Raw genomic sequence first — 20,151 nt, 5'->3', positions numbered from 1 at the left:
GATGCCGGTCGGCATCCCCCCTCTTCGTCGTTGCGCTCGCGCCGCGCTCAGCCCTTGCCCTGGCTCGCGACGGCGGCGGCACCGGCGACCGCAGCCTCGGGGTCGAGGTACTCCCCCGGTGCGACGGGCATGAGGTCTTCGCCGAGGCGGTACACCAGCGGAATGCCGGTCGGGATGTTGAGCTCGGCGATGTCGGCGTCGCTGATGCCGTCGAGGTGCTTGACCAGGCCGCGCAGCGAGTTGCCGTGTGCCGTGACGAGCACGGTCTTACCGGCCTTCAGGTCGGGGACGATCTCGTTCTCCCAGTACGGGAGCAGACGGTCGATGACGATCTTCAGCGACTCGGTGCGCGGCACGTCGCCGTCGATGCCGGCGTAGCGCGGGTCGCCGACCTGGCTGTAGGGCGAGTCGTCGGCGAGCTCCGGCGGCGGCACGTCGAACGAGCGGCGCCACAGCATGAACTGCTCCTCGCCGAACTCCTCGAGCGTCTGCGCCTTGTCCTTGCCCTGCAGGTCGCCGTAGTGACGCTCGTTGAGGCGCCACGAGCGCTTCACGGGGATCCACAGACGGTCGGCGGTGTCGAGGGCGATGTTCGCGGTCTGGATGGCCCGGCTCAGCAGCGAGGTGTGCAGCACGTCGGGCAGGATGCCGGACTCCTTGAGCAGCTCACCACCGCGCGCGGCCTCGCCGCGACCCTGCTCGGTGAGGCGGACGTCCACCCATCCGGTGAACTGGTTGGTCTTGTTCCACTCGCTCTGCCCGTGGCGGAGGAGGATCAGCGTGTACGGCGCGGTCATGCTCGTCATCCTACCGGCGCGGGCGCTGGCATCATGGGGGGATGCCGCCGGAGAAAGCCCCCGCCCGCGGCGTCGTCGGTCAGATCACGCGAGGCACGACCAACACCAACCGGCTGCGCCGCATCGACCGCTGGATCGCGCGGCATCCGGTGCTGCGCCGCGCCGCGGATCCGTTCGTCGTCGACCTGGGCTACGGGGCGAGCGCCGTGACCGTGCTGGAGCTCGAGCAGCGGCTGCGGCGCGTGCGTCCCGATGTCGACGTGCTCGGACTGGAGATCGATCCCGGCCGCGTCGAACGGGCGCGCGCCCAACTCGACGGCGTGCGCGCGGGCCGCGCCCCGTTCGCCCCCGACGCGCGGGTCGCGTTCGCCCGCGGCGGGTTCGAGGTGCCCGCGCCGCACGATCGGCGTCCCGCCGTGCTGCGGGCGTTCAACGTGCTGCGGCAGTACGACGAGACCGACGTGCCGGCGGCCTGGTCGCGCATGGCGCGACGACTGCAGCCCGACGGCATCCTCGTGGAAGGCACGTGCGACGAGCAGGGGCGGGTGTGCACCTGGCTCGAGATCGGCGCCGACGCCGTGCCGCGCACCCTGACGCTGTCGCTGCGCCTGTCCGCGCTCGAAGCCCCCGCGATCGCCGCCGAGCGGCTGCCGAAGGCCCTCATCCACCACAACGTCCCGGGCGAGCCCGTGCACGGCTTCCTGCGGGCGCTCGACGAGGAGTGGACGCGCGCCGTCGCGACCGCGCCGTTCGGTCCCGTCCATCGGTGGCGCACGGCCCTGCTCGCGCTGCACGGCGCCGGCTGGCCCGTCGGCGGACGCGCACGCTGGCGCCTCGGCGAGGTCACCGTGCCGTGGACGCTGGTCGCCCCGGCCTCCTGACCGACCGCTCGGCGATCCCGCTCAGACCCGCGGGATGGCGGCACGCGCCTCATCCGCGGGCATGCCCGCCGCAGTCATGAGGTCGACGGCGAGCGGACGCATCGCCCCGATGAGGGTCTGGTCGACGGCCGAGCTCCGGTCCGCGAGCACCCCGGGATCGAGGCGGCCCGCGACCGCGCGGACGGCCTCCCGCGCCGCCGGCTCGTAGGAGATGTCGCCGAGCGCGTCGGCGATCAGCCGCGCACCCGCGCCGAGCTCGTTGAGCAGGTCGGCGGCGATCGGCCGCGCGGTGCGGTCGTCGCACAGGTAGACGATGCGCCGCGCGATCACCCGGAGGTTGCGCGTCGCGAGATCGACGTGCACGCGCACCCGTTCCTGACGCTCGAACTCCGGGCGCTGCGCACGCAGGAACGGCGAGATGCGTGCGATCTCCGAGCCCGACTCGATGCCCGCGCGCCACTGGTCGACGAGCCCCTGCAGCGCCCGCGCCTTCCTGAGCCCGCGCTCGGCCCGACCGGGGTCACCGCGACGCAGCGCCTGCACGAGGGTCGCGAGGGCGCCGTCGAACGCCGCGAACAGCTCCGCCCCCTCCCGCGTCACAGCACGCAGCGGACTGCGCGGCAGCAGCGCCGTGACCAGCAGGGCCGTGACGCCGCCGACCACGCCGTCGATCATCCGCAGGAACGGCACGCTCACGGGGATCACCATGACGATCGCCGACTGGATCGCCGCCGCGATGGCGAAGGCCGGCTGCGGCGACAGGAAGCGGGCGATGACGAGGGATGCCGCGAGGGTGAGACCCAGCTGCCACCAGCCGATGCCGGCGACCAGCACGATGATCTCGGCGACGAGGATGCCGACGATCATGCCGATGACCGTCTCCAGCACGCGGCGCGGGCGCGCGTCGCGCACCAACCCCAGGCTCGAGACGGTGACGGTGGCTGCGAGCAGCGGCGCGGCGTGGCCGAGCACGTAGTGGGCGAACGAGAAGGAGACCGTCGCCGCGACGACGATCTGGACGATCGCGGGGGCCGACGCGACGACGCGGTCCACGCCGACGCGGGGATGCCAGCGCGCACGCCATCCGGTGGCGATCGCCGCGGTCGGCGGCGACGCGGGGGGCCGGGGCTTCCCGGGCGGCTCGGGAGGAGGGACGGCGGCCACCGCGGTCAGCGACGCCGGGACAGCCGCGGCATGCGGGGCACGGCGGCCGTGCGGCCCGCGTCGCGCGGCACGATGACCTCCTGCGCGGCGGCGACGACACCGCCGTCGACGGCGACGGTGAGCTCGGCATCCGTCGGCGTCGTCCGCTTGACGTACGCGAGCGCGATCGGCCCCTCCTCGTGGTGGCGCGCGACCGAGGTGACGGCGCCCACGGCATCCTCGCCGAAGAACACCTCCGCTCCCCGTTCGGGAAGCCGCGCGTCGCTCCCGTCGAGCTGCAGCGACACCAGACGCCGGGGCGGATGCCCCAGGTTGTGCACCTTCGCGACGGTCTCCTGCCCGCGGTAGCAGCCCTTGTCCAGATGGACGGCACTGCGCAGCCAGTCGGCCTCGTGCGGCAGCGCGCGGCCGTCGGCCTCGGTGTCGGCGCGCGGACGCCAGGCGGCGACGCGCACCGCGTCGACGGCCATCCACCCGGCCACCGCCTGCGATCCGGAGGCCGCGGCGGCGGCGATGTCGGCGGCGGTGTCGACCGTGACGACGGCCTCGGACCAGTCGTAGGCGGTGCCGGGATGCGGGGTCGCGGGCGCGTAGCCCCACCCACCGACGCCGACCTCGGGCCAGGGATCGCGCCAGACGGCGAGCGCCGGAAGCGCCGCGACGGCGTCGCCGGTGCCGCCGATGACCCGCATCCGGTCGGACAGGTCGTGCAGCTCGACGCGCAGGCGGAAGCGCATGCGCGTGAGCCACGTCAGCAGCGCGTCGGCGTGCGAGCGGTCGACGATGAGCCAGGTCCGCTCACCGTCGTCGACGACGGATGCGGCGTGCTCCACGTGCCCCTGCGGATCGAGCACCAGCAGCTCGGTGCTCACGCCGGGGGCGAGCGCGGCGAGGGCCTGAGACGTGATGGAGTCCAGCCAGGTGAGCCGGTCGACCCCGTCGACGGCGAGCACGACCCGGTCATCGAGGGGCGCCAGCGCACGACCCGCGATCAGATCGCGCTGTTCACGGGTGGGGGCGGCGACGTGCGCCAGTCCGCGCTCGTCGACGACCGCGCCGGGAACGCGGGCGAAGGGGCTGGAGGATGCGGTGTCGTCGGTCACGGCGCGATCACTCGACCCGCGCCAGTCGCGCCGAGGCGTGCGAGGCGAGCTCTCCGCCGAGCGCGGCGATGTCCCAGGCCCACAGCAGATGACCGTCGACGAGGCCGTACATGCGGGTCGCGGCGGTGTACGCCTTGGCGCTGGCCGGACGCACCACCGCATCCGTCGCGATGTCGATCCGCGGCCCGCGCACCTGTCCGACGTACAGCTCGCTGACCCCGTCGGAGTGGACGAGCGCCACCTCGAGGTCGAATCCGCCCTCCGCGTTGCGCAGCAGCTCGACGTCGTCCGCGGTGCGCGGCGTCGCGCGCGCGACGGACGCCGGCAGCAGCGCCGGCCCCGCGTCGCCGCCGTCGGCGGGCCGGGCGAGGCGCCAGTAGCCGGTCTCGGCCACGAGCGGCGTGCGCGCGCCGTCGTCGGCGAGGAGCCAGGCGCTCGCAGAGTAGTTCACGTAGTCGCCGCCGTCGTGGCTGAAGCTCACGCGATGGGCGAACTCGCCGCCGAACGAGACGTCGTCGGCCTCGTAGTCGATGACCCCGGTGCCCTCCCAGACGCCCAGGAGCCACGAGAGCGGGACGAGATCCGCCGGCAGGTCGGTCGGCAGGTCCAGCATGGTCGTCAGCGCTGGCCGCGGTAGAGGTTCTTGATCACGACACCCGACACGAAGACGATCGCGAGCGAGGCGAGCGCGAGCAACCCGACGAAGAAGAGTTCGAGCGCAACGAGGTCCATACCCTCACTCTACCTTCACGAGAACATGCTGGAGAGTCCGAGGCCGAGCCCGATCAGCCCCATCACCACGAACGCGCCCAGCGCACTCGCGGCTACACGGCGGAGGAAGCCCTGCGAGTGCCCCTGCACCAGTTGCACCACGAACGCGAGGATGAGGCAGGCGGCCATGCCGACCGGCATCCATGCGGCGCGCCACTCGTCGGGGGCGAGGATGCCGATCGCGATCGCGATCACGGCGCCGGCGACCCAGACCCCGACGATGCCGCCGTATCCGGCGCGGGGCGCCAATCCGGGAAGCGTCATGGGTCCATTCTCACCGACGCGCCGCGTCCGCGCACTCACCGCGTCCGCACGTGCGCACGTCGCCGCCGCGCCCGGGTTCTAAGATGGGGGCACGGTTCGGGCATCAGGACCGGAAGGGACCCCATTGGCTCAGCTGCTCGTCTTGAGTTCCGCCCCGGGCGGCAGTCCCGTCCTGCCCGCGCTCGAGCTGCTCAGCCATCGCGTGCGGCAGATCCCGGCCGAGCCCGCCCAGCTCGTGAACGCGCCGAGCTCCGATGTGATCTTCGTCGATGCGCGCACCGACCTGGTGGGCGCCAAGTCGCTGTGCAAGATCCTCAACACGACGGGGCTCGACGCCCCCCTGGTGCTCGTCGTCACCGAGGGCGGACTGACGGCCGTGTCGACCGACTGGGGCATCGACGACGTCATCCTCGTCGGCGCGGGCCCCGCCGAGGTCGACGCGCGCATCCGGCTCGCGGTGGGGCGGCAGTCGGCGGCGCAGGTGTCCAGCCGCATCCAGACCTCCGGCATCACGATCGACGAGTCGTCCTACTCGGCGAAGGTGCACGGCAAGCCGCTGGATCTCACCTACAAGGAGTTCCAGCTCCTCCACTTCTTCGCGACGCACCCCTCGCGCGTCTTCACGCGCGAGCAGCTGCTGAGCGAGGTGTGGGGCTACGACTACTTCGGCGGCACGCGCACGGTCGACGTGCACGTGCGGCGTCTGCGCGCCAAGCTCGGCGACCTCGAGCAGCTCATCGGCACCGTCCGCAACGTCGGGTACCGGTTCAACGTCTACGAGGACGACCAGATCCCGTCGCCCCGCGAGGCCTCCCAGGCCTGATCTCGTCGCGGGCGCACAATCGACCACGCGGTTAACGCGGCGGTCACCTGGCCCTGACATGATGAGGTAATGATCGACACCGACGTTCTGGACACCGGGCTGGGCGACGAGGACGACGACGACTTCGACGAGATGGTCGAAGACGGCGACGCGCAGCTTCCCGAGCACCGCTACATGGACCGCGAGCTCAGCTGGCTCGCGTTCAACCAGCGCGTGCTGGAGCTCGCGGAGGATCCCTCGCTGCCGGTCCTGGAGCGCGCGAACTTCCTCGCGATCTTCGCCAGCAACCTCGACGAGTTCTTCATGGTCCGCGTCGCGGGGCTCAAGCGACGCATCGTCACGGGGCTCGCCGTGCCGACCAACGTGGGCCGCGCTCCTCAGGACGTGCTCGCCGACATCTCGGATGCCGCCCACGCGCTGCAGCTGCGTCAAGCGGCCGTCTGGCTCGACATGGTGCAGCCGGCCCTGTCCGACGCCGGCATCGACGTGATCTCCTGGGACGATCTGACCGCCGCCGACCGCGACGAGCTCTCCGACTACTTCCAGTCGCAGGTGTTCCCGGTGCTCATGCCGCTGGCCGTCGACCCGGCGCACCCCTTCCCGTACATCTCGGGCCTGTCACTGAACCTCGCGATCCGCATCCGCAACGCCAAGACGGGCCGTCAGGAGTTCGCGCGTCTGAAGGTTCCGCCGATGCTGCCCCGTTTCGTCGCCGTCCCCGGCGAGCCCGGGCGGGCGCGTTACCTGCCGCTGGAGCAGCTCATCGCCAACCACCTCGGCGACCTCTTCCCGGGCATGGAGATCCTCGAGCACCACACGTTCCGTCTGACGCGCAACGAGGACGTCGTGATCGAGGAGGACGAGACCGAGAACCTCATCCAAGCCCTCGAAGCGGAGCTCCTGCGCCGACGCTTCGGTCCCCCGATCCGCCTCGAGGTCACCGAGGACATGGACGACGTCACGCTCGACCTCCTGATCGCCGAGCTCGACATCACCGAGCAGGAGGTGTACCGCCTGCCGGGCCACCTCGACCTGCGGGGCCTGTTCGACCTCTCCCGCATCGATCGGCCCGAACTGCACTACCCGGCCCACGTGCCGACGACGGCGCCGGCGTTCCAGCCGCTCGAGCAGAACGGCCGTGCCGACTTCTTCGCGGCGATCCGCAAGGGCGACGTGCTCGTGCACCACCCGTACGAGTCGTTCACGACGAGCGTCGTGAGCTTCCTCGAGCAGGCGGCGCGCGACCCGCACGTGCTCGCCATCAAGCAGACGCTGTACCGCACCTCGGGCGACAGCCCGATCGTCCAGGCGCTCATCGACGCGGCCGAACGCGGCAAGCAGGTGCTCGCGCTGGTCGAGGTCAAGGCGCGCTTCGACGAGGCGGCGAACATCGTCTGGGCCCGAAAGCTCGAGAAGGCCGGCGTGCACGTCGTGTACGGCCTCGTCGGGCTGAAGACGCACTGCAAGCTCCTGCACGTCATCCGCGAGGAAGACGGGATGCTGCGCAGCTACAGCCACATCGGCACCGGCAACTACAACCCGAAGACCAGCCGCATCTACGAGGACTTCGGGCTCTTCACCGCCGACGAGCAGGTGGGCCGTGATCTCACGCGCCTGTTCAACGAGCTCAGCGGCTACGCGATCGAGAAGAAGTTCAAGCGCCTCCTCGTCGCCCCGTTGCACCTGCGCAAGGGACTGCTGCGCCAGATCGAGAACGAGCGGCGCCACGCCCTCGAGGGCAAGCCGGCCCACATCCGCATCAAGGTCAACTCGATGGTCGACGAGCAGATCATCGACGCCCTGTACCGCGCCAGCCAGGCCGGGGTGCGCGTCGACGTCTGGGTGCGCGGCATCTGCTCGCTCAAGGTGGGGCTGCCCGGCGTGAGCGACAACATCACGGTCCGATCGATCCTCGGCCGCTACCTCGAGCACTCGCGCATCTTCGCGTTCGCCGGGGCCGGCGAACCGCAGGTGTTCATCGGCAGCGCCGACATGATGCACCGCAACCTCGACCGCCGCGTCGAGGCCCTGGTCCGCGTCGTGGCGCCGGCCCAGATCAAAGAGCTCGTCGACCTGTTCGATCTGGCGATGAGCGACGAGACGAGCTCCTGGCACCTCCAGGCCAGCGGCGAGTGGCAGCGACACAGCACGGATGCCGAGGGCAGGCCGCTCATCGATCTGCAGGACCGCACGATGGCGCAGGTGCAGCGTCGGCGGCGGGCCCGGGCGGTGCGATGACCGACACCGCCGTCTACGCCGCCGGCGGAGTGGTCTGGCGCGTCGTCGACGGCAAGCTCCGCGTCCTCGTGATCCACCGCACGGCCTACGCCGACGTGACCATCCCGAAGGGCAAGGTCGATCCCGGCGAGAGCCTGGCCGAGACCGCCGTCCGCGAGATCTTCGAGGAAACCGGCATCCGGGTCGCGCTCGGCATCCCGGTCGGCGTCTCGCGCTACCGCATGCCCAACAAGCGGCAGAAGATCGTGCACTACTGGTCGGCGGAGGCGACGGATGCCGCGATCCGCGCGTCCGCGTTCGTGCCCAACAAGGAGATCGCCGCGATCGAGTGGCTGTCGCCGCGCAAAGCGCTCGCGAAGCTCTCGTACCCGGTCGACGTGGAGATCCTCGAGGAGTTCCTGCGCTACGTCGACGACGGTGTGCTCGCGACGTTCCCGATCGTCGTGCTGCGCCACGCCAAAGCGCTCCCCCGCGAGGACTGGGACGGTGCGGATGCGGCGCGTCCCCTCACCGCACGCGGGGCGAAGCAGGCGGCGGCCGCCGTCGGTCCACTCCGCGCGTTCGGCGTGCGCAAGATCGTGTCGAGCGACGCGGTCCGCTGCGTCACGACCGTGACGCCGCTGGCCGCAAGCCTCGGCAAGGAGATCCACCGCACGAGCGCGCTCAGCCAGGACGCGTGGGAGGACGGCACCTCCGACGTACGCGCCGTCATCGGCCGGCGCGTGCGCTCGCGCAAGCCCGCGGTGTTGTGCAGTCACGGACCGGTGCTTCCCGGCATCCTGTCGGAGCTCGCCCTCGCGACCGGCACCCTGCACGGGTCGTACCTGGGCAGCGCCTCGGCGCTGGACACGGGAGCGTTCTCCGTCGTGCACCTGTCGGCGACCAATCCGGGGTCCGGCATCATCGCGATCGAGACGCACGAGCCGAAGCTGTAGCCGGTGGAGGGCCTGCGTCTCGCGTGGGGTCCGGTGCCGCCCGGGCGGATCGCTCGGCGCGAGGCCGCGTGGGCGCTGCTGCGGACGCTGCTGGCGGAGGCCGGGGCGCCCGAGGTCGTGCTGACCAACCCGTGCCCCCGGTGCGGGGGTGCGCACGGCCCGGTGCAGCTCCGCGGTGCGCCCTGGTGGGCGGCGGTGACCTACGCCGGGGCGACGGCGGTCGTCGGCATCCTCCCCCGCGACGCCGCCGACGGGTTCGCCCTCGACGCCGAGCCGTTGCACGATCCGGTGCGCGAGGCGGCCGGCGGCATCCCGGGAGGGCTGCGGCGGTGGGTTCGCGCCGAGGCCGCGCTGAAGGCCGACGGCCGCGGACTGGCGGTGGATGCGGCATCCGTCGCGATCGCCGGCGACGACGGCGATCGCTGGGTCGCCCGACTGCCGGGCACCGCGCGGGTCGTGCACGGGGCGGAGGTCGAGGGTCCCCCCGGGGTCCTCGTCTGCGCCGCCGTTCTCACCGACGCGGGACGAGTCGCCGCGGGCGCGTGACGATCGTCGGAGATTCGTGCCGAAAGCGCTCGCGACACGCGGCCATCGGCGTCGGCGCGATCACAACTCCGACGCTCGTCACGGGCTACCGGCGCGGCCGCGGGCGCGGGCGCAGGCGCGGCGGGTGCGGGCGCGGCGGCGGGCCTACGGCCGCGGCAGCGACGGCAGCTCCGCGCGGTCGAGCCACGGCGTGAACACGTCGTCGAGGTCGCGGCCGGCGACGCGCTCGGCGAGCGCGCGGAAGTCGTCGGTCGTCGCGAGTGCGTGCCGATACGTCTCGACCCAGTCGTGGAGCACCCGCGCGAACGCCGGAGGACCGATGCGGCACCGCAGGGCGTAGAGGGTGAGCGCGCCCCGCTTGTAGACGCGGTCGTCGAACATGAGATCGGGTCCGGGATCGCTGAGCAGCAGATCCTGCGGCAGCGCCCGCAGACGGGCGTGATGCTTCGCCGCCTTCTCCGCCACCGTCGCCGCGCCGGACCGCTCGAACCACAGCCACTCCGCGAAGCAGGCGAAGCCCTCGTTGAGCCAGATGTCGCTCCAGCGCCCGATGCCGACGCTGTTGCCGAACCACTGGTGGGCGAGCTCGTGGGCGATCAACCGCTGCTCCTCGGGCACCAGGTGGTTGCTGCCGAAGACCGCCAGGCCCTGGGCCTCCAGCGGGATCTCGAGCTCGTCGGGCGTCACGACGAGCGTGCACGCCTCCTGCGGATACGGGCCGAAGGACTCCTCGAACAACGCGAGCATGCGCGGGACGTCCGCGAACGCCCGCGTCACCTCGCGGCGGAGCCCGGCGGGGGCGAACACCCGCACCCCGTCGCCGTCGCCGCGGGATCCGAGCAGGGTCTGCTCGTACGGGCCGATGTGCACCGCGACGAGGTAGGTGGCCACCGGCACGGCGGACACCGACGTGACCGTCACCCGTCCGCCGGCCGTCGCCTGCGCGGCCGGTCGTCCCGTGAGCACGGGGAGGTAGCCGGCATCCGTCGTCACCGCCAGTCGCATCGGCGCCCGCGCGTCGGGACGGTCGTTGCAGGGGAACCACGTGGGCGCCCCGGTGGGCTGCGAGGCCACGAGCGCGCCGTCCTCGAGCTCCTCCCACCCGATCGTGCCCCAGCGGGAGCGCCGCGGGGCGGGGGCGCCGGCGTAGACCACCTCGATCGAGAACCGCTCCCCGGGCTGCATGCGGTGCGGCAGCGTGACGCGGAGCTTGCGCGGACCCTGCGCGAACCGCGTGCGACGGTCGCCGTCGACGCGCACCCGCGAGGCCCGCAGCCCCACGAGGTCGATGCTGACTGCCGACACCGGTGCGGCGGCGACCGCGTTGATCGTCGCGCGCCCCTCCAGCCGGTTGGTGCGCACACGGTAGTCGATCGCCACGTCGTAGGACTCGACGTCGAAGCCCGGATCGCCGCTCTCGGGGGCGTAGGGGTCGTGCCCGCTCACGAGGTGGACTGGTACGCGCGCACCGTGACGGCGTTCCAGGGACCGATGGGATTGCCGCTCCAGCGCGATCCCACCGGCACGGTCTCGCCGCGCATGACCAGGGATGCCGGGCCCACCGTGGCGTGGGCGCCGATACTGGCCGCCGGGAGGATGACGCTGTGGGGTCCGAGGGTCGCCCCGGCCGCGAGTTCGACGGTGTCCATGCTCATGATTCGATCATGGAAAAGGTGCGTCTGCACGACGCATCCCCGGTTCACGGTGGATCCGTCCCCGAGAGTCACCAGGTCGGGCTCGGGCAGCCAGTAGCTGTCGCACCAGACGCCGCGGCCGATGCGCGAGCCGAGCGAGCGCAGCCAGACCGCGAGCGCCGGAGTGCCGGTGGCGGCCCGCGCGAACCACGGCGCGGCCACCATCTCGGTGAAGGTGTCCGACACCTCGGTGCGCCATACGAAGCTCGACCACAACGGCTGCTCGCCGGCGCGGATTGGGCCCACGATCAGCCACTTCGCGGCCGTGGACACGCCCGCGGCGACGGCGCCCGCGCACAGCAGGACGACGCCGGAGAGCAGGATCGCGACGCCGAGTCCGGCGACCTCGATGAGGGCCGCCAGCACGAAGACGACCAGCAGCCCGATCGCGCAGGTGACGACGACGGGGACGAACCTGCACAGCTCCCAGAGCGTGCGCGCGACCCGCAGCCGCACGGGCGGCCGGTAGGTGCGCGACTCGTCGCCCTCCGCGGAGCGCCGCCGCAGCCGGACGGCGGGCGAGCCCAGCCACGACGATCCCGGCTTGGCCTTCACCGGCGCGGCCGACAGGACGGCGACGAGGCCGTCGCGCGGCACGCGGTGCCCCGGCGCGGCCATGCCGGAGTTGCCGAGGAACGCGCGCTTGCCGATGCGCACGGGCCCGAGCCGCATCCAGCCGCCGTGCAGCTCGTAGGAGGCGACCATCGTGTCGTCGGCGAGGAAGGCACCGTCCTCGATGCGGGTGAGGGAGGGGATCAGCAGCACGGTGGATGCTTCGACGTCACGGCCCACCCGAGCCCCGAGCAGACGCAGCCAGACCGGCGTGAACAGGCTCGAGTACAGCGGGAACAGGATGGTGCGGGCGGAGTCGAGCAGGCGCTCGATCGTCCACGCCTGCCACCCGATGCGGCTGCGGACGGGATGGACGCCCTCCCGCAGCCCGACGGACAGCAGGCGCACCGCGAGCACCACGACGGCGGCGAAGACCAGCCCCGCGACGATGACGCCCGGCACGAGCCACACCAGCGCACCGCCGAGCGCCGCCGCCAGCGACGAGGCGCCCACCATGCCGCGGGCGACGACGAGCCCGCCCGCCGCGAAGGCGACCAGCGGCAGCAGGGCGAGACCCAGCGCCGACGCGGCGTAGGCCCACAGCCAGCGGTTCGGCGCGGGCGCCCGCTCGACCGGCCATTGCGCCGACGTGCCGCCGACGCGCACCGCCGGCGAGCCGGCCCAGGTCTGGTCGGCGCGGACGCGGCCGAACACGGCGGAGCCCGGAGCGATCTCGGCTCGGCGGCCGATGCGCGTTCCCGGAGCGAGCGTGCTGCGCGAGCCGACGGTGGCTCCGGCGCCGATGCGGATGCCGCCGATGCGCACGACATCGCCGTCGATCCAATACCCCGACAGGTCGACCTCGGGCTCGATGGCCGCGCCGTCCCCGATGTCGAGCATGCCGGTGATCGGCGGCAGGGCGTGCAGATCGACGCCGCTGCCGATGCGGGCACCGAGCGCCCGTGCGTAGTAGCTCACCCACGGCGCTCCGGCGAGCCCGACGGCATCCACCTGGTCGGCGATCTGCTCGGCCAGCCAGAGTCGGATGTGCACCCAGCCGCCGCGCGGGTAGTCGCCGGGGCGGACGCCGGCGAGCAGCAGTCGAGCGGATGCCGCGGCGATCGCCATGCGACCGAACGGCGTCGCGAAGAGGACGAGGCCGACCACCAGCAGCCACAGCGGCGCATCGGGCAGGACGTCGAAGCCGGGGACCAGCTGCAGCAGGGCCGCGGCCGTGAGCAGGTACAGCATCCATCGGATGCCGGAGAGGATGAACAGCGGGACGGCGAGCACGGTCTGCGCCCACTGCGCGCGCCGCGGCGTGGGCTCGGGGCGGTGGAACGTGGTCGACGCCTCCTCCTGCAGGCCCGATCCGAGCGCCTTCGCCATCGCCCCGAGACGGGGCACGTCGTAGATGTCGGCGACCGAGAACTCCGGCACACGCGTGCGCAGCCGCGACACGAGCTGCGCCGCGGCGAGCGAACCGCCGCCCAGGTCGAAGAAGTCCGCCTTCCGATCGACGACCGGCATCCCGAGCACCGCGAGCCACTGCTGCGCGAGCCAGGCCTCGCCCGGGGAGAGGTCGGAGGCCGGCAGCTCGACGTTCGGCAGCGGCCACGGCAGCGCGGCACGGTCGACCTTGCCGGAGGTGCGCACCGGCAGCTCATCGACCACCGCGAGGAGCGGCACCATGGGCGCGGGCAGACGTGCGGCGAGGTCGGCGCGCGCCGCCAGGCGGTCGAAGTCGGGCGGCGCCGCGAGGTAGCCGACGAGCACGGGGACCCCGGCCTCGGTCGTGCGCACGGCGGCCGCGGCGCCGGTGACACCGGGCAGGTCCTGCAGCGCCGCCTCGACCTCGCCGAGCTCGATGCGACGTCCGCCGACCTTCACCTGGTCGTCGGCGCGCCCCTGGAAGACGAGGCCTTCGGACTCGTAACGGACGAGGTCGCCGGAGCGGTAGGCGCGGTCCCATCCGAGCGTCGGCAGGGGGGCGTACTTCTCGGCATCCTTGGCGGGGTCGAGGTAGCGCGCGAGACCGACGCCGCCGATGATGAGCTCACCGACACCGCCCTCGGCGACCGGCTGCCCGTCGGCGTCGACGACCGCGAGCTTCCACCCGTCCAGCGGCAGGCCGATGCGCACCGGCACCGAGCCGTCGAGAGGCGCCGCACACGCGACGACCGTCGCCTCGGTGGGGCCGTAGGTGTTCCACACCTCCCGGCCGTCGGCGACGAGGCGCGCGGCCAGCTCGGGCGGGCAGGCCTCGCCGCCGAAGATGAGCAGACGCACGTTCTCGATCGCATCGGCCGGCCACATCGCGGCGAGGGTCGGCACCGTGGAGACCACCGTGATGCCCTGCCGCAGCAGCCACGGCGCGAGATCCTCCCCCGAGCGCACGAGCGACCGCGGCGCCGGCACCAGGCATGCACCGTGACGCCACGCCAGCCACATCTCCTCGCACGACGCGTCGAAGGCCACCGACAGCCCGGCCAGCACGCGGTCCTGCGGCCCGAGCGGCGCATCGGGCACGAACAGGCGCGCCTCGGCATCCACGAACGCGGCCGCGGAGCGGTGACTGACCGCGACGCCCTTGGGCACGCCCGTGGACCCCGACGTGAAGATGACCCAGGCGTCGTCGTCGACGCTCGGCGGCGGCACGGCGATGATCGCCTGCGTCGCCGGGTGCGGCGCCGCCCCGTCGAACAGGCCGCGGCCGACGGCCGCGTCGCCGGATGCCGGGGAGTACTCCCCCACTCCCGAGACGACGCCGCTCACGCCGGCCTCCCCGAAGACGAGCTGGGCGCGCTCGTCGGGGTCGTCCGCGTCGACGGGCACGTAGGCGGCGCCCGCGGCGATGATCCCCAGGATCGCGATGTAGAGCTCCTTCGACCCCGACGGCATCCGCACGCCCACGCGGTCGCCGCGGCGCACCCCCGCGTCGTGCAGACGGGCGGCCGTCGCCCCGACCCGCGCCATCAGCTCGCGGTAGCTCAGCGCACCCGAGCCGTCGTCGATCGCGGACGCCTCGGGGAAGGCGAGCGTGGTCGCCCGGAGGACGTCCAGAAGGGTCCGGGCCGGCGGCGCGGCGGCCGACCGGTCCAGTGCCGTCTGCGCAGAGCCCGTCACGTCAGGAGAGCAGATCGATCAGCTGCGCCTTGGTCAGACGCGAGTACCCGGAGCGGCCGTCGGTGCGGGCGCGATCGCGCAGCTGCGCGACCGTGAGCGCCGCGAGCTCCGACGCCGGTCCGCCCGGCTCCGCGTCGGCGTCCGCGGGGGTGCTCGCGGCGGCGGTGGCGCCCGGAGCGGCCAGCTCGGACGCGAGTGCGTCGGATGCCGCGACGGCCTCGGCATCCGCGCGCGCCGCGGCCCGCTCCGCACGGCGGGCCGCCTTCTTCAACGCCTTGGCTTCCGCGGCCTCGGCGGCAGCCCGGGCGGCGGCCCGCTCGGCCTCCGCCGCGCTCTGGCGGGCTTCGGCGCGAAGCCGCGCCTTGCGGTCGGCCGCCGAGACGGCCTTCGCGACCGCGCGCTCCAGCCGGCGCACGGCGCGTTCGGCCTCGCGGGTCACGGCGCGTGGTTTGCGGCGCAGACGCTTCTTCGACACGTCCGCGGCGTCGCGCGCCTCCTCGATGTACTCCTCCAGGCCGGCGGCGAGCTTCTTGGGAAGGCTCTTCGCCGTCTTGGCCGCTGTCTTCGCTGCCGCGGATGCATCGGTGACGGCGTCGCGCGCCGCGCGCTCGGAGGTGCTCTTGGTGCCCATGGCGCTCATCGTAGGCGTGCCAGGTGAACCGTCGGAGAACCGGTGCCGCGCCGCGACGGCGGGAGCACGCGATCGCACGGCATCGTTAACCCGTCGTTCACCTCCACAGCGCCGGCCGGTAAGAGTCGCTGTCTAGCGTCGGGGCGTGCCCTGCACCGGGCCGCATCTCCCGAACAACGTGAAGGATTCACAGTGAAGCTCACCCGTATCTCCCAGCTGGGCGCTCTCGCGGCCGTCGCCGCCCTCGCCCTGACGGGCTGCGCGTCGTCCGGCGGCAACACGCCGGCCGAGAGCGCGAGCCCGACGGCGACCAGCTCGGACGTCGCCTTCCAGATCGACCCGAACCTGAGCGGCACGATCACCGCCGGCGGCTCGAGCGCTCAGTCCAACGCGCAGCAGGCCTGGACGACCGCCTACAACGCGACCGCCAAGAACGTGACGATCAACTACGACAAGTCGCAGGGCTCCGGCGGCGGCGTCACCAACTTCCTGAGCGGCGCGTACGACTTCGCCGGCTCCGACTCGCCGCTGAACGCCGACCAGACGGCGCAGTCGAAGGCGCTGTGCACCGAGGGCGGGATCAACATCCCGATCTACCTCGACGGCGTCGCGATCATCTTCAACATCCCCGGCGTCACCAAGCTGCAGCTGAGCGGCGAGACGATCGCGAAGATCTTCGCCCTCCAGATCACCGACTGGTCCGACCCGGCCATCACGAAGGACAACGGCACCGCTCTGGCCGCCGGCGCGATCACCACGGTCGCCCGCTCGGACGGCTCCGGCACGACCCAGAACTTCACCAACTACCTCGCCGCGACCCAGTCGTCGGTGTGGACCTTCCCCGCGGGCAAGGACTGGCCGGTCGAGGGCAACGTCTCGAAGCAGAAGGGCGGCTCCGGCGTCGTCGAGGCCGTCAAGGCGGGCTCGGGCACCATCGGCTACGCCGACCACTCCGCGATCGGCACGCTGAACGCCGCCTCGATCGTCACCGACGGCACCGCGGTCGCGTACAGCGGCGAGGCCGTCTCGAAGACCTTCGAGGCCGCCGCGGTCGACAACTCCAACGGCGTCGCCGGCGACCTGTCGAAGAAGTTCGACTACAGCAAGCTGACCCCGGAGTCGTACCCGATCCCGCTGGTCTCGTACGCTGTCGTCTGCTCCACCTTCAAGGACGCCGCGCAGGCGGAGCTCGTGAAGTCGTACCTCGGCTTCGTCACCAGCTCGCTCGGCCAGTCGGTCGCGGAGAAGAACGCCGGATCGGCGCCGCTTCCCGAGTCGGTGCTGGCCGACGCCGCGAAGACGCTCGCGGCGATCAAGTAACACCTCGTCCAGGTCCGGTCTGCGCGGCTCACGCTGCGCAGACCGGACCTGGCTGAGCAGGGTCGTCGATCCCCGGATCGACGGTCCTGCTGAGCCGGACAGCACAGCCCGACTCTGCGATCTTCCCGACCCGAGGAGAACACATGACCCTGCCCGACCTGGGGGTTCGTCGTGGCTGACGTCAAGACCGCACCCGCGCAGAAACCGGCATCCAACATCGTCGGAAAGCGTCGCGCCGGGGACTCCGTCTTCCTCGGCCTGTCGACCACCGCGGCCGTGTCGATCATGATCATCCTGGCCGGTGTCGCCATCTTCCTGATCCTCAAGGGTCTGCCGGCGATCACGGCCAACTGGAGCGAGGGCGACCTCGCCGGGTACCAGAACAAGGACTGGACCAGCTTCTGGGACTACGTCGCCCCGCTGCTCTGGGGAAGCATCTGGGCAGCTCTGATCGCCATGGTCCTCGGCACCCCCGTGGCGATCGGCATCGCGCTGTTCATCTCGCACTACGCCCCGCGTCGTATCGCCGGCTTCCTCGGCTACATCATCGACCTGCTGGCCGCCGTCCCCTCCATCGTGTTCGGCCTCTGGGGCATCATCGTGATGCGGCCGCTGCTGCTGCCGCTCGCGGACTTCCTCAACCAGTACCTGGGGTGGATCCCGCTGTTCCAGGGTCCGGTCTCGAGCACGGGATCGACGATGCTCGCCGGCGGTGTCGTGCTCGCCGTGATGATCCTGCCCATCGTCACCTCGATCACCCGCGAGATCTTCCTGCAGACACCGCGCCTGCACGAGGAGGCCGCCCTCGCCCTCGGGGCCACCCGCTGGGAGATGGTGCGCCTGGCCGTCATCCCCTATGCCCGCAGCGGCATGGTCTCGGCCACGCTGCTGGGCCTCGGGCGCGCCCTCGGCGAGACGATGGCCATCGCGCTCATCATCTCGCCCAGCCTGATCTTCTCCGTCGCGCTGCTCACGGACGGCTACAACTCGCAGACGATCGCGGCGAACATCGCCCTCAACTTCCCCATCGCCACCGATCTGCAGCGCTCCGCCCTCATCGGCACCGGCCTGATGCTGTTCGTCGTCTCGCTCGCCGTGAACATGCTCGCCCGCTACATCATCGGGGCGACCGGTCCAGGCTCGAAGGGCCGCAAGAGAGGAAAGCGCTCGTGACCGAGCTCAGCACGCCCGTCGCAACGACCTCGACGCCGCCGCTGTCACTGACCAGCGGCCAGCTGCCCCGTTTCATCGAGCCGATCGTCCTCGCCGTCTCGCTCGCGGTGATCGCGGCGCTGCAGCTCGTGCTCGGCGGGTTCAACGTCGCGACGTGGCTCATCTTCAGCGCCCTGGTCTACCTGCTGGCGATCGGGGTGTTCTCCGCCATCGTCGAGGGCCGGCGCAAGTCAACCGACCGCGTCGTGCGCGGCCTGGTCACGGCGGCCTTCGTGCTCGCCGTCGCACCGCTGATCTCCACGCTGTGGACCGTCGTGTCCAAGGGCATGGGCGTCATGTCGTGGGACTTCGTGACGAAGGTCGGCGGCACGACGTTCGACCCCGACACGCTGGCGGTCGTCTCGACCCCGGGCGCGCTCCAGGCCATCGTCGGCACCCTCATCATCACGGGGATCGCCGCCCTGATCTCCGTGCCGATCGGCATCCTGGCGGCCGTCTACCTCGTCGAGTACGCCCAGCCGAACAACCCGCTGCGACGCGCCATCACGTTCCTGGTCGACGTGATGACCGGCATCCCGTCGATCGTCGCCGGTCTGTTCGCGTTCTCGCTGTTCGCCCTGATCGTCGGACCCAAGGCGTTCAGCGGCTTCTCGGCATCCATCGCCCTGTGCGTGCTCATGATCCCGATCGTGATCCGCTCGACGGAGGAGATGCTGCGCCTCGTGCCCGCCGACCTGCGCGAGGCGTCGTTCGCCCTCGGCGTGCCGCGGTCGACCACGATCATCAAGGTCGTGCTGCGGACGGCGGCGAGCGGCATCATCACCGGTGTCGTGCTGGCCGTCGCCCGCGTCATCGGCGAGACCGCACCGATCTTCATCGCGGCCAGCTTCACCGACAACTTCAACTCCGACCCGTTCAACGGACCCATGCAGACCCTTCCGGTCATGGCCTACACGGCCTACAGCTTCCCCGGACAGGACATCGACGCCTCCCAGGCCCAGGCCTGGGGTGCCGCGCTGCTGCTGGTCATCCTCGTCGTCATCTTCAACCTGATCGCCCGGATCGTCGCGAAGGTCTTCGCGCCGAAGGCACGCTAAGCAAGGAAGGCACCAGTGTCCAAGCGCATCGAAGTCGAGAACCTCAACGTCTACTACGGCGATTTCCTCGCCGTGGAGGGCGTGTCGATGGATATCGAGCCCCGCGCCGTCACGGCGTTCATCGGCCCGTCGGGCTGCGGGAAGTCCACGTTCCTGCGCACGCTCAACCGCATGCACGAGGTGATCCCCGGCGCCCACGTCGAGGGCAAGGTCCTCGTCGACGGCGACGACCTGTACGGTCCCGGCGTCGACCCGGTGCTCGTGCGCCGCCACGTCGGCATGGTGTTCCAGCGGCCGAACCCCTTCCCCACGATGTCGATCAAGGAGAACGTGCTGGCGGGCGTGAAGCTCAACAACAAGCGCATCTCCAAGAGCGACGCGGATGCTCTCGTCGAGCGCTCCCTGCAGGGCGCGAACCTGTGGAACGAGGTCAAGGACCGCCTCGACAAGCCCGGTGCGGGCCTGTCGGGCGGCCAGCAGCAGCGTCTGTGCATCGCGCGCGCGATCGCCGTCTCCCCCGACGTGCTCCTCATGGACGAGCCCTGCTCCGCCCTCGACCCGATCTCGACGTTCGCGATCGAGGAGCTCATCCAGGAACTGAAGTCCGACTACACGATCGTCATCGTCACGCACAACATGCAGCAGGCCTCCCGCGTCTCCGACAAGACGGCGTTCTTCAACATCGCCGGCACGGGCAAGCCCGGCAAGCTCATCGAGTACGACAACACCGACACGATCTTCACGGCCCCGTCCGTTCAGGCCACGGAGGACTACGTCTCCGGCCGCTTCGGGTGAGCGACCGCTGATCGCTGTCCGGCCCTGCCGCGCTCCGTGCGCCGCGGGGCCGCGTCGGTCGTGGGGGCTGGGGTCGGGGGGCGGGCTGGGGTCGTGTCCCGGCTCGGTTCGGGTGCGAACTGCAAGGGCTCCCCCGCGACACGCCGGCACCACAGCATCCACCCCGGCGTGTCCCTCGCCCGGCCTTGCAGTTCGGTTCCCCGGATGCCGCCGCAGCTGTGACCACCCCACGCACCCGCCC

General features: G+C 71.9%; 17 protein-coding genes. 9 read left to right on the top strand and 8 right to left on the bottom strand.

All coding sequences use genetic code 11. The features are described from left to right. Nucleotides 1-47: 47 nt before the first annotated feature. Nucleotides 48-797 carry a phosphoglyceromutase gene (locus tag L0965_RS04880; RefSeq protein ID WP_101305843.1) on the bottom strand — a complete coding sequence of 250 codons (750 nt, stop codon included), beginning with the start codon at nucleotides 795-797 and terminating at the stop codon, nucleotides 48-50. A 41-nt stretch (nucleotides 798-838) separates the two neighbouring features. On the opposite strand from L0965_RS04880, the gene L0965_RS04875 reads away from it, so the two are divergent. Then, the gene (locus L0965_RS04875) at nucleotides 839-1,678 is read left to right on the top strand and encodes a class I SAM-dependent methyltransferase (protein ID WP_101305842.1); all 840 of its coding nucleotides are present in this window, start codon (nucleotides 839-841) and stop codon (nucleotides 1,676-1,678) included. A gap of 21 nt (nucleotides 1,679-1,699) precedes the next feature. Here the strand turns inward: L0965_RS04875 and L0965_RS04870 are convergent, their stop codons facing one another. From L0965_RS04870 to L0965_RS04855, 4 genes are all read right to left on the bottom strand, one after another. Further along, nucleotides 1,700-2,842 (bottom strand): aromatic acid exporter family protein, encoded by a 1,143-nt coding sequence (locus L0965_RS04870; RefSeq protein WP_082808069.1) that lies wholly within the window; start codon nucleotides 2,840-2,842, stop codon nucleotides 1,700-1,702. A 5-nt stretch (nucleotides 2,843-2,847) separates the two neighbouring features. Then, on the bottom strand, nucleotides 2,848-3,945 hold the full coding sequence (locus L0965_RS04865) for a folate-binding protein YgfZ (RefSeq protein ID WP_101305841.1): 1,098 nt from the start codon (nucleotides 3,943-3,945) through the stop codon (nucleotides 2,848-2,850). A 7-nt stretch (nucleotides 3,946-3,952) separates the two neighbouring features. Continuing rightward, nucleotides 3,953-4,558, bottom strand: a complete 606-nt coding sequence (locus tag L0965_RS04860) for an FABP family protein (RefSeq protein WP_061782263.1) — start codon at nucleotides 4,556-4,558, stop codon at nucleotides 3,953-3,955. Between the two features lie 134 nt (nucleotides 4,559-4,692). Continuing rightward, nucleotides 4,693-4,980: a hypothetical protein gene (locus L0965_RS04855; protein ID WP_061782262.1), complete on the bottom strand. Its 288-nt coding sequence runs from the start codon at nucleotides 4,978-4,980 to the stop codon at nucleotides 4,693-4,695. 124 nt (nucleotides 4,981-5,104) lie between these two features. On the opposite strand from L0965_RS04855, the gene L0965_RS04850 reads away from it, so the two are divergent. The 4 genes from L0965_RS04850 to L0965_RS04835 all read left to right on the top strand — a co-directional run bounded on the left by L0965_RS04850 (nucleotide 5,105) and on the right by L0965_RS04835 (nucleotide 9,522). Next, nucleotides 5,105-5,803 (top strand): response regulator transcription factor, encoded by a 699-nt coding sequence (locus tag L0965_RS04850; protein WP_060959915.1) that lies wholly within the window; start codon nucleotides 5,105-5,107, stop codon nucleotides 5,801-5,803. A 69-nt stretch (nucleotides 5,804-5,872) separates the two neighbouring features. Beyond that, nucleotides 5,873-8,041 carry an RNA degradosome polyphosphate kinase gene (locus tag L0965_RS04845; RefSeq protein WP_101305840.1) on the top strand — a complete coding sequence of 723 codons (2,169 nt, stop codon included), beginning with the start codon at nucleotides 5,873-5,875 and terminating at the stop codon, nucleotides 8,039-8,041. Continuing rightward, the gene (locus L0965_RS04840) at nucleotides 8,038-8,976 is read left to right on the top strand and encodes an NUDIX domain-containing protein (protein WP_060959917.1); all 939 of its coding nucleotides are present in this window, start codon (nucleotides 8,038-8,040) and stop codon (nucleotides 8,974-8,976) included. Before L0965_RS04845 ends, L0965_RS04840 begins: the two co-directional genes overlap by 4 nt. A gap of 3 nt (nucleotides 8,977-8,979) precedes the next feature. Next, nucleotides 8,980-9,522 carry a chemotaxis protein CheY gene (locus L0965_RS04835; RefSeq protein ID WP_234057950.1) on the top strand — a complete coding sequence of 181 codons (543 nt, stop codon included), beginning with the start codon at nucleotides 8,980-8,982 and terminating at the stop codon, nucleotides 9,520-9,522. A 144-nt stretch (nucleotides 9,523-9,666) separates the two neighbouring features. On the opposite strand, the gene L0965_RS04830 is transcribed toward L0965_RS04835, so the two are convergent. Genes L0965_RS04830 through L0965_RS04820 form a run of 3 tightly spaced genes read right to left on the bottom strand, consistent with a single transcriptional unit; the run spans nucleotide 9,667 to nucleotide 15,525 of the window. Continuing rightward, nucleotides 9,667-10,968 carry a M1 family metallopeptidase gene (locus L0965_RS04830; protein WP_101305838.1) on the bottom strand — a complete coding sequence of 434 codons (1,302 nt, stop codon included), beginning with the start codon at nucleotides 10,966-10,968 and terminating at the stop codon, nucleotides 9,667-9,669. Then, nucleotides 10,965-14,894, bottom strand: a complete 3,930-nt coding sequence (locus L0965_RS04825) for a Pls/PosA family non-ribosomal peptide synthetase (protein ID WP_101305837.1) — start codon at nucleotides 14,892-14,894, stop codon at nucleotides 10,965-10,967. The genes L0965_RS04830 and L0965_RS04825 overlap by 4 nt, the downstream gene beginning before the upstream one ends. 1 nt (nucleotide 14,895) lies before the next feature. After that, a complete protein-coding gene (locus tag L0965_RS04820; protein ID WP_223848860.1) occupies nucleotides 14,896-15,525 on the bottom strand; it encodes a hypothetical protein in 630 nt (209 codons plus the stop codon). Nucleotides 15,526-15,717: 192 nt separating this feature from the next. Between L0965_RS04820 and L0965_RS04815 the strand changes: the two genes are divergently transcribed. The 4 genes from L0965_RS04815 (at nucleotide 15,718) to pstB (ending at nucleotide 19,910) form a co-directional block, all read left to right on the top strand. Continuing rightward, on the top strand, nucleotides 15,718-16,845 hold the full coding sequence (locus L0965_RS04815; protein ID WP_060960444.1) for a phosphate ABC transporter substrate-binding protein PstS: 1,128 nt from the start codon (nucleotides 15,718-15,720) through the stop codon (nucleotides 16,843-16,845). A gap of 171 nt (nucleotides 16,846-17,016) precedes the next feature. Then, nucleotides 17,017-18,018 carry a phosphate ABC transporter permease subunit PstC gene (gene pstC / locus L0965_RS04810; RefSeq protein ID WP_060960445.1) on the top strand — a complete coding sequence of 334 codons (1,002 nt, stop codon included), beginning with the start codon at nucleotides 17,017-17,019 and terminating at the stop codon, nucleotides 18,016-18,018. Continuing rightward, nucleotides 18,015-19,115: a phosphate ABC transporter permease PstA gene (gene pstA, locus L0965_RS04805; RefSeq protein WP_060960446.1), complete on the top strand. Its 1,101-nt coding sequence runs from the start codon at nucleotides 18,015-18,017 to the stop codon at nucleotides 19,113-19,115. Before pstC ends, pstA begins: the two co-directional genes overlap by 4 nt. 15 nt (nucleotides 19,116-19,130) lie before the next feature. Continuing rightward, nucleotides 19,131-19,910 carry a phosphate ABC transporter ATP-binding protein PstB gene (gene pstB, locus L0965_RS04800; protein ID WP_060960447.1) on the top strand — a complete coding sequence of 260 codons (780 nt, stop codon included), beginning with the start codon at nucleotides 19,131-19,133 and terminating at the stop codon, nucleotides 19,908-19,910. The last annotated feature ends 241 nt before the right edge of the window (nucleotides 19,911-20,151 follow it).

The sequence above is a fragment of the Microbacterium sp. NFH-22A-Y genome, from assembly GCF_021401375.1.
Taxonomy (GTDB): domain Bacteria; phylum Actinomycetota; class Actinomycetes; order Actinomycetales; family Microbacteriaceae; genus Microbacterium; species Microbacterium hominis.
The sequence above is the reverse complement of the archived record's forward strand: the minus strand, read 5'-3'. Positions and strand labels throughout refer to the sequence as shown.